12 protein-coding genes are annotated in these 11,956 nt (G+C 68.9%); 3 read left to right on the top strand and 9 right to left on the bottom strand.

The window, feature by feature from the left end; genetic code table 11:
• The first annotated feature begins 94 nt into the window (after positions 1-94).
• A complete protein-coding gene (locus tag DKM19_RS49025) occupies positions 95-682 on the top strand; it encodes a PadR family transcriptional regulator (protein WP_239514007.1) in 588 nt (195 codons plus the stop codon).
• A gap of 69 nt (positions 683-751) precedes the next feature.
• Here DKM19_RS49025 and DKM19_RS49020 read toward each other — a convergent pair whose 3' ends face one another.
• From DKM19_RS49020 to trpD, 3 genes are all read right to left on the bottom strand, one after another.
• Complete coding sequence (locus DKM19_RS49020; RefSeq protein ID WP_110705367.1) at positions 752-1,936, bottom strand: serine hydrolase domain-containing protein; 1,185 nt, start codon at positions 1,934-1,936, stop codon at positions 752-754.
• A 40-nt stretch (positions 1,937-1,976) separates the two neighbouring features.
• Positions 1,977-2,396: a hypothetical protein gene (locus DKM19_RS49015; RefSeq protein ID WP_204358588.1), complete on the bottom strand. Its 420-nt coding sequence runs from the start codon at positions 2,394-2,396 to the stop codon at positions 1,977-1,979.
• A 279-nt stretch (positions 2,397-2,675) separates the two neighbouring features.
• Positions 2,676-3,752 (bottom strand): anthranilate phosphoribosyltransferase, encoded by a 1,077-nt coding sequence (gene trpD, locus DKM19_RS49010; protein WP_110705365.1) that lies wholly within the window; start codon positions 3,750-3,752, stop codon positions 2,676-2,678.
• Positions 3,753-4,267: 515 nt separating this feature from the next.
• Between trpD and DKM19_RS49000 the strand changes: the two genes are divergently transcribed.
• Positions 4,268-4,639, top strand: a complete 372-nt coding sequence (locus DKM19_RS49000; RefSeq protein WP_110706533.1) for a DUF1801 domain-containing protein — start codon at positions 4,268-4,270, stop codon at positions 4,637-4,639.
• Positions 4,640-5,033: 394 nt separating this feature from the next.
• A complete protein-coding gene (locus DKM19_RS48995; protein WP_110705364.1) occupies positions 5,034-7,235 on the top strand; it encodes a tetratricopeptide repeat protein in 2,202 nt (733 codons plus the stop codon).
• A gap of 3 nt (positions 7,236-7,238) precedes the next feature.
• Here DKM19_RS48995 and DKM19_RS48990 read toward each other — a convergent pair whose 3' ends face one another.
• From DKM19_RS48990 to DKM19_RS48965, 6 genes are read right to left on the bottom strand one after another with little or no spacing between them, the layout of a single operon-like run.
• Positions 7,239-8,039 carry a hypothetical protein gene (locus DKM19_RS48990; protein WP_110705363.1) on the bottom strand — a complete coding sequence of 267 codons (801 nt, stop codon included), beginning with the start codon at positions 8,037-8,039 and terminating at the stop codon, positions 7,239-7,241.
• Positions 8,036-8,746 carry a hypothetical protein gene (locus tag DKM19_RS48985; RefSeq protein WP_204358587.1) on the bottom strand — a complete coding sequence of 237 codons (711 nt, stop codon included), beginning with the start codon at positions 8,744-8,746 and terminating at the stop codon, positions 8,036-8,038. Before DKM19_RS48985 ends, DKM19_RS48990 begins: the two co-directional genes overlap by 4 nt.
• Positions 8,743-9,633, bottom strand: coding sequence for a RimK family alpha-L-glutamate ligase (locus DKM19_RS48980; protein WP_110705362.1), 891 nt, complete (start codon positions 9,631-9,633; stop codon positions 8,743-8,745). Before DKM19_RS48980 ends, DKM19_RS48985 begins: the two co-directional genes overlap by 4 nt.
• Positions 9,630-10,547: a hypothetical protein gene (locus DKM19_RS48975; RefSeq protein WP_162642386.1), complete on the bottom strand. Its 918-nt coding sequence runs from the start codon at positions 10,545-10,547 to the stop codon at positions 9,630-9,632. Before DKM19_RS48975 ends, DKM19_RS48980 begins: the two co-directional genes overlap by 4 nt.
• Positions 10,537-11,022: a hypothetical protein gene (locus DKM19_RS51465; protein ID WP_204358586.1), complete on the bottom strand. Its 486-nt coding sequence runs from the start codon at positions 11,020-11,022 to the stop codon at positions 10,537-10,539. The genes DKM19_RS48975 and DKM19_RS51465 overlap by 11 nt, the downstream gene beginning before the upstream one ends.
• On the bottom strand, positions 11,003-11,929 hold the full coding sequence (locus DKM19_RS48965; protein ID WP_204358585.1) for an LLM class flavin-dependent oxidoreductase: 927 nt from the start codon (positions 11,927-11,929) through the stop codon (positions 11,003-11,005). Before DKM19_RS48965 ends, DKM19_RS51465 begins: the two co-directional genes overlap by 20 nt.
• Positions 11,930-11,956 lie beyond the last annotated feature (27 nt).

Here is an 11,956-nt window from a genome sequence, read left to right as displayed (position 1 = left end):
CTCCCGGACCGGGTTTAGCCTGGACAAGACGTACCGCCGACCGGTCTCGCGACCTCGCCGGTGCCGCACGCGGACGTTTGGCGATGGGTGGGCGATGACGACGATGTCGGCGACGCGACTGCTGCTTCTCGGAGTGGTGCGCACGCACGGGCAGGCGAACGGCTATCTGGTGAACGCCGAGCTTGAGTCATGGGGAGCCGAGAAGTGGGCCGGCCTGAAACCCGGCTCGATCCACCAGTCGCTCAGGCAGCTCGCCAAGGAAGGCCTGCTGGACGCCGGCGAGATCCATGAGTGGCCGGAACGCATCGACTACAGGATCACCGAGAAGGGAACGGCTGAGTTCCTGCGCCTTCTCCGCAGCGCCCTCAGCCGTCCGGACCACCGTCCGGAGACGCTGGGAGCGGCTCTGGCGCTGCTGCCCGCGCTGCCGAGGAAAGAGGTGATCACCCTGCTCAGGGAGAGGCTCCGCGCGATGGAGGCGGAGCACACGGAGATCCTGGACCGAGCCGCCGAGCGGGGAGAGCCGTCCCACATCCGGGAGTTGCTCGGCATGCGGGCGTGGTCCACCGCGAGCGGCGCCGACTGGGCACGTGGACTGATCGCACGGCTGGAGAACGGCGACCACGTCATGGCCGACGAGGGCGACCGCCCCGGCGGAACGGTCCTGATCCTCGAGCCGTGATCCAGGAAAACCCGCTGCCGTTCCGGCGACCGCTCCCTCCGTGGCATGCCGAAGCCATTGTGGACGGGGTTACCGGGCCTGAGCCTTGATCGCGCTGTGGACCGCTTCGAGGAGCGTGGCGGCTCTCCTGTCCGGCACGCCTTCTTGAATGTGGTTCATGACATAGCCGAAGGCGAGGCCGTTCGCCGGGTCGGCGAAGCCGAGCGATCCGCCGTAGCCGGGAAACCCGAAGGCGGTCGGGCTGTACCAGAAGGCATCGGGTGTCGGCAGGCCGAAACCGGTCCCGATCCGGACGGGTACGCGCAGGATGCGGTCGATACCGACGGCCTGTTCCGCGGTCGCCGCGGCCAGGGTGTCGGGTGCGAGAATGCGGTGCCCGTCGACCTCGCCGATGAGCGCGGCGTAGAAGCGGGCCAGCGCGCGGGCCGTGCAGATACCGTTGGTCGAGGGCATCTCGGCGGCCTGCTCGGCGGGGTCGTCATGGTTCAGCAGCGGCGTGACGACGGTCATCGACCGCCTGGTCAGCGACGTGGGGTCGGCTAGGGCACTCATCACCTCGCGCGCGGGCTCGGGAAGGGCGTCCAGGTCGATCCGGGACAGTGCGTCCAGGTCGATCGGGGCGTCGACGATCCGGCTGACCCGATGCTGCTCGGCTTCCGGCAGCCCGATCCACAGGTCCAGGTCGAGCGGTGCGGCGATCTCTTCGGCGAGGAACGTGCCGAGGCTGCGGCCCGTCACCCGGCGGACGACTTCTCCGACCAGCCAGCCGTAGGTGTGCCCGTGGTAGCCGTGCTCGGTGCCCGGCTCCCAGAAGGGGCGCTGGGCGGCCAGCGCGGTCACCATCGGATGCCAGGCGATCGCCTCCGCCGGGGTGATCGGGTGGTCGATCGCGGGCAGCCCGGCCTGGTGGGTGAGCAGCCATCGGACCGGGATGCGGTCCTTTCCGTTCGCCGCGAACTCCGGCCAGTACGCGGCGACGGGTGCGTCGAGGTCCAGCTCGCCCCGCTGGGACAGCAGGTGCGCGCAGGCGGCGGTGACGCCCTTGGTGGTGGAGAACACGACCTGCAGGGTGTCGCGCTCCCAGCGGCGGCCGGTCTCGGGATCGGCGATTCCGCCCCACAGGTCGACGACTTTCCGACCGTGCAGGTAGACGCCGACCGCGGCGCCCACCTCCTGCTCACCGGCCAGATTGGCCGCGAACGCCTCACGCACTCCTTCGAATCCCGGTGCGGTGTTCCCGCCGATTTCGGCCATGTTTCATCGCCTTCCGTTCAGGGTGTGTCGCCGGGAAGTGCTACCTGCGCCATTTCTCGATGAGCCAGGCGCAGATCTCCGGCTCGGTCATCTCGGGAAACTCTTCGGTGAACGTGACGAGCGCGCGCAGCGCTTCGTCTCGGTCCAGGCCGTGCACGGTTGCCGCCTGGAGGTATTCCTGACGTGCGGCGGAAGGGCGGCCTCCGCCTGCGCCGCGGCCCGGTAGGCCGTTGCGCCACCGCACGATCTCCTCCAGCCGATCAGCCCGCCAGCCGGGAGCTCCGTCGACCTCGACGTCGGGCTCGGGAAAGGGGTGTTTCGAATCGCCCGGATAGCGGGAGCGCCACTTGTGCACCGCGTGCCGGCTCACTCCCAGCGCCTCGCCGATGCCGAGAACGCCGAGGAAGCGCTCGGTCATGACGCACCGACTTGTCTGTCCGGCCTCCTCCGCGGATCTCATTGCTGCCACCTCCGAGGCGGAGTCCTGCGTCCACAGGATACGTCGAATGTCGTCTCTGACAGAGACGATGTTAGGGCAGGCATTGAAATATCGTCAACGACGAAGACGAAGTTCTCTCCCTCATATTCAGGGGCGAGCCGGTGCCCCGCACATCGGGAACGAAGAGCCTCGGTCTCCCTCTCCACGCGGCAGACCGGGGCCTTCGACGAACGTGCTGTCTCCACCTATCTTCTTGATCCGAGAATCATGCGGCTCAGATCCCGAACACCCGCATCCCGATCACTGCGAGATCGGGCGCAGGGAGCGGCTGACGTCGATCCAGCGGTCCAGGAGGGTCGAGGCCGCGCCGGAGTCGACGGCCTCGGCGGTGCGCTTGCACGCCTGCCCGATCGCCTCGGTGAGAGCGTCCGGAGCCGGGGCGCCCTCGGCCGCCACGACGGCGGCGGCTGCGTTGAGCAGCACGATGTCGCGCACCGGTCCCGGTTCTCCCGCCAGCACCGCGCGGGCGACCCGGGCGTTGTGGACGGCGTCCGCGCCGCGAAGATCCTCCCGAGTGGCGGGGGCGATGCCCAGCTCGGCGGGGTCGAACCGGGTCTCGGTCACCGTGCCGTGCCGTACCACCCAGACCGTCGAGGGGCCTGACGTGGTGAGCTCGTCCAGCCCGTCGTCACCGCGGAAGACCAGCGACGAGCCGCCGCGTCCGGCGAGAACGCCCGCGATGATCGCGGCCATCCGCGGGTGGGCGACGCCGACCGCCTGCGCCCCGGGCCGGGCGGGATTGAGGAGCGGGCCGAGAAAGTTGAACACCGTCGGAATGCCGAGCTCGCGTCTCGCGCCGGCCGTGTGCCTCATCCCCGGGTGGAAGAGCGGGGCGAAGCAGAAGGTGATGCCGACCTCCTCGGCGACCCGCGCGGTCTGCTCCGGCGGCAGGGTGATCACCACGCCCAGCTCCTCCAGGACGTCCGCGGAACCGGAGGAGGACGAGGCCGCCCGCCCACCGTGCTTGACCATCTTCACCCCGGCAGCCGCCGCGACGACGGCGGCCATGGTGGAGATGTTGACGGTGTGGGCCTGGTCTCCGCCGGTGCCGACCAGGTCGACCAGATCGCCGGAGACCTGGATGCCGTGGCCGAACATGCCCTCGGCGAGCCCGGACACCTCGGCGACGGTCTCCCCTTTGGCCCGCAGCGCGACGGCGAACCCGGCGATCTGCGCGGCGGTCGCCGCACCGGTCCTGATCTGGCCTGCCGCCCACGCGGTCGCGGCGGCCGGCAGCGGCTCACCGTCGAGGAGCGCGTTGAGAAGCGCGGGCCAGGTCGTACGGTCTGCCGGCGGGCGGGATTGTGCTGCGGTCATCGCTGACGTCTCCGATGTCGAGGACTCGACGCGGCGGCTGCCTGCGGAAACGACGACGGCCGCCTCGTCGAGGCGGCCGGTGGTGCGCTGGAACCCGTGGACCGCCTACGAGGCGGGCCACCACTGGTTCGAACGCATAATCATGGCGGAAAGGTATCACCGGCCCGGTCTCCGTGTCACCGGCGAAGCACGACGGTCCCACGAGTGGCGCGACGACCGGGAGACGGCCTGCGGGAGCCGCGAGGTCCGTTCACGCGGAGGCGAAAAGGCCGGAGTCCCTGGATGTCATCGGGTAGCGCGTGGGATTTCTCCTTCTGTTCCGGCGCTCTGCCCACGCGCCGAACGATCCGTGTGAGCGCAGCCATCCGCCGAACGCGGGGGCGAACCTCGAAACGCATGTCCAGGATGTGGTCGGCATGCTGGAGGCGACGGAGGGCGGGCGCATTCCCTGTCACATCGCCGGATCGACGCATGAGCGAGAACCGAGGAAGACAAATCCCAGACAGGACATCGACATGGCCAAGTTCGCCACCATTGAGGACTACCTCGCCTCCCTTCCCGAGTCCCAGAGCGAGATCGCCGGAAAACTCCTGCCGCTCATCGAGCAGGTGCTGCCCGGGGCCGGCGCGGTCTGGCAGGGACACCCGGTGTGGAGCCTGGGCTCGGCTCCGGGAAAGTCCCCGGTCTGCTATCTCAAGGCCTTCTCCGCCTACGTGACCTTCGGGTTCTGGCGGGGACAGGAGATCACCGACCCGTCCGGCCGGCTCGAACCCGGCGCGCGGGTAATGGCCGGCGTGAAACTCCGCGCACTGAGCGACATCGACACCGACCTGTTCATCACCTGGCTGCACCGGGCACGAGACCTGGAAGCGCCGACCGGCGACTGATCCGAAGCACCCCTGGCATCTCCGATGCCGGGACTTGGCGCGACGGCTTCCCGGGGAAGCGACGACGGCCGCCCGAGGCCACGGCGGACCTTGTCATCGGGGCTCAGGGACGTGGGGTGAACGTCTGCGTCGTCTGGCCCGCGAACGTTCGGCGCGATGAGAGACACCAATGTTTTTCATCCGCGCTTCGCGGATCCGCGACACGGAGATCGTTGGTTTCGGCGAATAATTTATGTAAACGGATCATCTTCAACGATCATGATGAGTGGTTGATGATGGCCATATGTCTGGGCGGATCCTGGCTTTAATCGGCGGAGTAGTCACGGGCGTGGCCTTGGTAGGACTGGCCGTTTATCTGGTGCAAGAGGGGTGGGCGAAAGCCGATCTTTCGGCTGTGACCGCGCTTTTCGTGGCGGTGGCCGGAGTCGGGCTGTCGATATGGGGAAAGGCCCTCGACCGTCAGACCAGCGCGAAGGAAGCCCTGGGGCGGGCAGCCCCGGCCAAGGGTCTGTTCATCGGAGAGATTCCCCGTGAGCCACTGGCCTTCCAGGCGAGAAACGACCTCCGTGACCACCTGCCCAAGGTCAGGAAGACGCACCGGCAAGTGGCGGTCTACTCGCTCACCGGACAGCGCGGAGCAGGCAAGACCCAGCTCGCCGCCGCGTACGCGAGGCAGTGGCGGAAGTCGGGAAGACCTGGAGCATGGATCACCGCGGCGACCACGGAGCAGTTGCTCGGCGGCCTCAGCGTGGTCGCCGCCGAACTGGGCCTCTCACATGACGGTGAGGACTCCGCCGGCGCGGCGAGAAAGTTCAGGCAGTGGCTGGAGCACCGGAACGATCCCTACCTGGTCGTCTTCGACAATGCCGTGAATCCCGACGAGCTGAGCACGTGGCTACCGTCCCAGGGCACCGCTCGAATACTCATCACGAGCAACCGGCGGCATTTCAAGCTGCTGGGAGGTGTGGAGGTGGAAGTGGAGCGCTTCACGACCGCGGAAGCGATGTCCTACCTGCGTGAACGACTGAACATCGACGACGAGGACGGCGCCCGCCGGCTGGTCGGGGAGCTCGACCACCTGCCGCTGGCGCTGGCGCTGGCCGCGTCGCAGATCAACCATCAGCGGCTGACCTACGTCGCCTACCTCGATCGGCTGCGCTCCGTCCCCATCAGCGAGTCGCTTCAGCGGGAGGAGGGCGAGAGCTACCCCCGGGGCTTCGCCGAGACGGTCCAGCTGTCCGTCGAGGAGATCGGCCGTCATCCGGCGGGAGAAGCCCGGAACGTCCTCGAACTGCTCTCGGTCCTGGCTCCGACCGGTGTCTCCATCGACAGGATCATCGGCCAGGAGCACCGGCCCTCACTCGCCGCGCTGGCGGAGGCGTCCATCGCCGTCTTCAGCACGGATGGGTCCTCGATCAGTGTGCACAGGCTCGTCCAGCGCGCGGTTCGCGATCAGGCCTGGGAGAACGGGACGCTGGGAACCGCGATCAGCACGGCGGCCGAGCGCCTGGACTTCATCACGGAGCTCGACGGGCAGCGTATCTGGCGGGACCGCGGCTCCCTGTCGACCAATGCCCAGCATGTCGAGGCCGTGTGGCATGCCGTTCAAGAGCTCGATGCGCGTGGCACATCGGCATGGGAGCGGATCGCCGAGCCGGTGCTCTATCTCCGGCTGTGGGTGCTGCGTCACCTGAACACCATTGCCGACGTCGCCCGTGCCGTTGACTGGGGACAGGCTCTGATCGCCGACTGCGAGAGAGCGCTGGGCCCAGACCACACGACCACCCTGAGCTCCTGCTCCGCCCTCGCGTACTCGTACGACCTGGCCGAAAGGAAGAGCGAGGCGATCAGCCTGTCCGAAAGCACGCTGGCACTTCGCGAGAGGGTCCAGGGAGAGAACCATCTCGATACGGTCGCGTCCCGGATCAACCTGGCCTCGATCTACCGATCGGTCGGGCGGGCGCGGGAGGCGATCGTCCTGTACGAGCGCGCGGTGGCGACCCTGGACGAAACTCTCGGCCGGCATCACGCCGACACCCTTACCGCCCTGAACGGCCTCGGGCTCGCGTACGAGGCGGAGGGAAGGAACGAGGACGCCATCGACCTTCACAAGGAGGTGCTGGCCATCCGCGAGAGGGTTTTCGGAGACGTGCATCCCGACACGCTGACCTCGCGCGGCAACCTGGCCGGCGCCTACGAAGCCGCGGGCCACATCGATCAGGCGATCTCGCTGTACGAGCAGGCTTCCACCGAACGGGCACGCGCACTCGGCGAGGATCATCCAAGAACGCTGACGTTACGGAGTCATCTGGCGGGAGCGTATCGGCGGGCGGGACGGGTCGAGGACGCGATCACCTTGCACACGCGCAACCTGGACGTCCGCGAACGGGAGTTCGGCGCGACCCATCCGGACACGGCACGAGAGCAGTACCGGCTGGCTCGGGCCTACGAGACGGCGGGACAGACCCGGCGGGCCGAGTCCCTCTACGAACGAGCTCTGGACACTTTCGCCCGGCTTCCCGACCCGGGGAATCCCTTCACCGAGATGGTGCGATCGCATCTGGAACGGATCAGAGGAGGGTCGGCGGGGGGCTAGGGATCAGAAGCGGCAGCGCTGGGGGGCGTCGAAGTGGGGCGGCGGGCCGGTGAGCGCCGACTGCACCGACCGCTCCAGGACGGAGAGATCCGGGCCGCGCAGGCGCAGGGGCGCCACCAGGTTGGCCTCCGTGTTGCTGATGAAGCGCGGCGGCCCGCCGTGCTTGTATCCACGGCTGTGGAACAGGAAGGGGTGCGCGAGGACCACGTCGCCCGCCTCCCCGGTCAGCTCGTGGAAGTTGCCGATGGGCTCGGCCAGGACCGCTTCGAACAGCTCCAGGTGGGTGAGCCCGCCGGGATGCTCACCGAGCACGCGTGCCGTACGCCGGTGGGATCCCTGTGCCACGAGGGTGCCGCCTTCCCGGGGGGCGACGTCGGAGAAGAGCCCGATCAGCAGCAGACCCTGGTTCGGAGCGTCGATCGTGTGCCGGAACCAGTTGCCGTCGATGTGCCACCCATCGGTGGGGATGGCGTACGGAAGCCGGGCGCCGTAAGAGAAGTTGACCGGCCAGAAGCCCCATTCGCGCAGGCCCCGCCAGCGCCTGGGGCCGACGAGCTCCTCGATCGCGGCCGCGAGCCTGTCGGTGAAGCAGTCGAGCACCTCGGGGACGGCCAGTCGCTCCTCGATGTCGTAGGCCCCCGGCCAGGTGGCGGGGTCGTCCTCGCGGATGCCGGCCTTCTCCTCCATCCGCTGCCACACGCGGGCTCGCGCGGCCGGGGCCCGCCGGGCGTCGAAGGCTCCGCGCAGGACGCAGAAACCGCGCTCGACGAAGGCGTCCAGGTCTGCCTCACGGAGGACGTTCACCAATACAGGCTCCAGCGTCCCGAGCACCACACCCCGTGGCCCTGCAGGGTCAGGCGCTCGTCGTCGGGCTCCACCCGGGCGCACGGCGCCACCTGGTGGAGGATGTGCCCGGAGTGCATGACGAGGCGGCCCACCGTGTAGGCCACGTGCTGACGGGGATGGAAGCGCTGCAGGTCGGACGCCCCGTCGATCCACCCCTTGTCCAGCGCCTCCCGGAACTCCTCGTAGGTGGCCTCCCAGACGTTCAGCCCTCCACCCGCGCCGGGCAGCCGCAGGGGAAGCGTGAACGAGATCAGCCTCGACAGGTCCGCACCCGGCGGCCACTCCATCTCGCGGTACTGCATGTCGAAGTGGATCGGCGCCTTGGGCTTGGTGAACACCGCGGGCGCCAGCCACACGTGGAAACCGGGAAGGGCCAGGTTCTCGGGATAGTGCACGGGCTCCTTGAGGTGCTCTTCGAGCATCTGGGCCAGCCGTTCGTACAGCCAGCCGAACCGCTCCCACAGGACGGGCCGGTCGGCCCGCGCGTGGGCGTAGTAGCCTCCGCCTCCGGGGTTCTCCGCGAGGTCCAGGTAGCTGGGCGATCCCAGGGTGAAGAACGAGGCCGGTTCGGGCCCCCGGGGCATCCAGTGCGAGCGCAGCGCGTGCACGTCCTGCCTGGTCCGCGCGCTCTGCTCCTCGTCCAGCACGTCCAGAGAGGTGATCATGTCTTCTCTCCCTCCAGAAGGCCGACCAGCGATTCGCTGATGGCACCGCCGGCCCGGCGGTCGTACCAGTCGTAACCCGGCATGGGATTGACCTCCAGGCACCAGTGGACACCCTCGGCGTCCCGCTTGAAATCCCACCCGGCGAACTCCATGCCGAAGGTCCGCGTGCGCTCGATCAGGATCTCGGCCAGGTCGGCCGGGAGCGTGCAGGGCGTGAAGACGGCGTCGTCGTCGACCCGGTAGTCGACCGCGCCGGACCGGATCTGCTCCGCGTGCACGTGGGATCCGCACACGTGCACGCGCACGTCGCTGCCGGTGACGTATCGCTGCAGGTGGACGGGGCCCTGTCCACCGACGAAGGTGTCGAAGTCGGCGGGGACGACAAGCCTGCCCGTGGCGCGGACGCCGGAGAGCGTCTTCACGATGGTGGGCCCGGCAGCCGAGAAGGCGCGTAGCCGCTCTCGGTCGGAACTCGTCAGGCTCTCCGGGACGGCGAGGCCGTGGCTCTGGAGAGTGAACTCGTGGAGCGGTTTCGACGCGTTGTCCGACCACGCGCCCGGCCGGTTGACCACGGTGCCCGGCACCGCGTCGAGCCAGGCGAACAGCCCCCTGACCAGGCCGTGCCACCGGGTGGCGGCGCGCGTGTCGTCCTGGAGGGCGGACAGGTCGATGAGCCTGCAGTAGTAGGACGCGGCGGGGTCGAGATCGTGGCGCTCGTCGCCGTCCGACACCCAGCCGGCGCCGTCGTCGGGAACGGCGAGCCGCCAGTCGCCCCGCGTGGCGACGTCGCGCAGGTCGATGGGGACCACCCGCGCCCCGAACCGGCGCGCCTCCGCGACGAAGTGCTCGAACGTGCCGTCCGACGCCAGACCCAGGGCGTAGATCATGGGAAGAGCACTTTCATGAGATGTGGACCGAACCCCAGCCAGACCATGCGCAGCTCCTCCAGACCCGGGTAGGGCTCCACGTTGACCAGGAGCGCGTCCTCGGCGTCCGCCGTCACGCGCCAGGTCACGGCGGTGAGGGTCAGCCCGAGCCGCGCCGAGACGGCAAGGCTGCGACCTTCGAGGTCCAGATGCTCCAGGTCCGCGGTCGTGCACCGCCAGGCACGCCCCTCGAGGACGACGACGATCTCGAAGGCGGGGTCGTCGTCGGACCAGCGCCCCCGGTAGGGCCCCTCTCCCACGGGTCGTTCGGGCCACGGAGAGGTCGTCAGCGTCCCGGTGTCCTGCACCCACCACCTGTCGCCCTCCGGCCTGCCCGGCTCGGGGTAGACGGAGGCGAAGACCTCGGCCGATCCGTCGTGCGCGCCCGCCCTCATCGCGGTGAGCGCCGCCGAGTAGGACACCTGGCCGCCCAGCGAGTGGGCGGAGGGCCGGTTGATCACCGGGGCGGGCGACAGCGCGGCCACCGCCCACAGCTGGGCGAGGCACTCGTTGAACTGGAACTCGGCGTCGACGCCCGTACGGAGAACGGGCGGTGCGGGCAGCCGCAGGATCATCGGCAGCACGGGCTCGACGGTGGCCCGTCCGCCGGCGACGGAGAGCGTGAAGAGCTGCGCGGCCTCGAACACGTCGAGCACGGCGACCATCCGGCCGTGCTCCCGGACGTATGCGGCCAGCTCGGCCGCGACCTTGTCGGCGGGATCGGCGACTATCACGAACTCGATCCCGACCGGCGCCACGGCGACGGGCGCCGGACCGGATTCGGCGACCGGAACGGCCGGCGGCCCCGAAGCGGGCACGGCCTCCGAGACGGGCACGGCCGGCGGCCCCGAATCGGACAACGACTCAGATGACAAGACCGCGTCTCCTCAGCAACCGGGTTGCCCGTGACGCGCGGAGCGTCTCCAGAATCTCGGAGGCGTCGTCCTGGGGAACCGATACCAGAGCTTCGCCGACAATCGGCCGGGCTCCGGGCCGGGCCTCATCCGCGAACACCTTGCGCTCCGCGGAGACCCCTGCCCAGTCAGAGCGGTCCTTGCTGTCCTTACCGTCCTTGAAGTCCTTGCCGTCTTTGCTGTCCTTGAAATCCTTGAAATCCTTGTTGTCTTTTCCGTCCTTGCCGTCTTTGTAGTCCTTGTTCTCCTTGCTGTCCTTGCCGTCCTTGAAGTCCTTCCCTTTGTACGGGCTGGACGTGGGCGACTGCCGTCCGGGAGATTCCTCGTCGAAGACGCGGCTCACCATGGGCTGCATCAGCAGCCTGGTGACGACGTCTCTCCGGTCGGACGTCGTAAGAAACGGCATCACGCGCGATTCATCGACCACCCATGCCATCGGCCTTCCCTTTCTGGAGGAGATCGCACTGTTCGCGATACAGGTGAAGCGCCGCGGACAACGCCTTCTGGGCGGTGGCGTCGTGCGGATTGAGATTGCAGATCAGATGGCCGACTCCGTGCGCGGCGTACCCGAGGAACCCGGCCGCGATCTGTGCGGACGTCCCCGACAGCACCGGCCGGTCATCGGGCAGGTCTGCGGGTGAGTCGCCGGGGACGACGTTCACACCCACGGTGATGTCCAGCGAGGCCGGGTCCCGTCCCACCTCGGCGCATGCCGCGTTCACGCGCTCCGGCCAGTCACCCAGGGTCGACGGCCCACCCAGCCAGCAGGTGTTCCACATGTCGGCGTGGCGGGCGGCCAGGCGCAGCATCCTCGGCCGGGAGGCGGCCACCAGGATCGGCGGGCCACCGGCGCGGACGCCACGCGGGCGCAGCTCACCGCCCCGGATGCGGATGTGCCGCCCCTCGAAGTCAAGCGTGCCCGTACGCAGCAGGGAGGTGATCACATGGAGCGACTCCTCGAAGCGTGAGACCCGATTCTCGAAGGGGACGCCGAACGCCTCGAACTCCGGCTCGTGCCACCCGCTGCCCAGGCCGAGGATCAACCGGCCCTCGCTGACCTCGTCGAGCGTCACGGCCATCTTGGCCAGCACCGCGGGATTGCGGAACGCCGTACAGAGCACCAGGGTGCCCAGCCTGACCCGTCCGGTGGCTTCCGCGAGTGCGGACAGAATCGTCCAGGATTCCCAGATGCCCTCGGTCGGTTCGCCGGGCGCACCACGGAACAGCAGGTGGTCGAAGACCCAGACCGAGTCGAAACCCGAATCCTCAGCCGAGAGCGCCAGGGCGCGGATCTCGGAATACGAAGGTTGTTTCCAGGGGTACTCCGCGAGCGGCAGGACCACGCCGATTTCCAATAGCGCCTCGCAAAC

The organism is Streptosporangium sp. 'caverna' (assembly GCF_003203775.1).
Lineage (GTDB): Bacteria > Actinomycetota > Actinomycetes > Streptosporangiales > Streptosporangiaceae > Streptosporangium > Streptosporangium subroseum.
Note: the sequence above shows the minus strand (reverse complement) of the source record. Positions and strands in the feature narration are given on the sequence as shown.

What these genes read in the sequence shown, in the direction of transcription:
- DKM19_RS49025 (WP_239514007.1), top strand. Translation starts at nt 95, where the DNA reads ATGACGACGATGTCGGCGACGCGACTGCTGCTTCTCGGAGTGGTGCGC.
- DKM19_RS49020 (WP_110705367.1), bottom strand. Translation starts at nt 1,936, where the DNA reads ATGGCCGAAATCGGCGGGAACACCGCACCGGGATTCGAAGGAGTGCGT.
- DKM19_RS49015 (WP_204358588.1), bottom strand. Translation starts at nt 2,396, where the DNA reads ATGAGATCCGCGGAGGAGGCCGGACAGACAAGTCGGTGCGTCATGACC.
- trpD (WP_110705365.1), bottom strand. Translation starts at nt 3,752, where the DNA reads ATGACCGCAGCACAATCCCGCCCGCCGGCAGACCGTACGACCTGGCCC.
- DKM19_RS49000 (WP_110706533.1), top strand. Translation starts at nt 4,268, where the DNA reads ATGGCCAAGTTCGCCACCATTGAGGACTACCTCGCCTCCCTTCCCGAG.
- DKM19_RS48985 (WP_204358587.1), bottom strand. Translation starts at nt 8,746, where the DNA reads ATGATCACCTCTCTGGACGTGCTGGACGAGGAGCAGAGCGCGCGGACC.
- DKM19_RS48980 (WP_110705362.1), bottom strand. Translation starts at nt 9,633, where the DNA reads ATGATCTACGCCCTGGGTCTGGCGTCGGACGGCACGTTCGAGCACTTC.
- DKM19_RS51465 (WP_204358586.1), bottom strand. Translation starts at nt 11,022, where the DNA reads ATGGCATGGGTGGTCGATGAATCGCGCGTGATGCCGTTTCTTACGACG.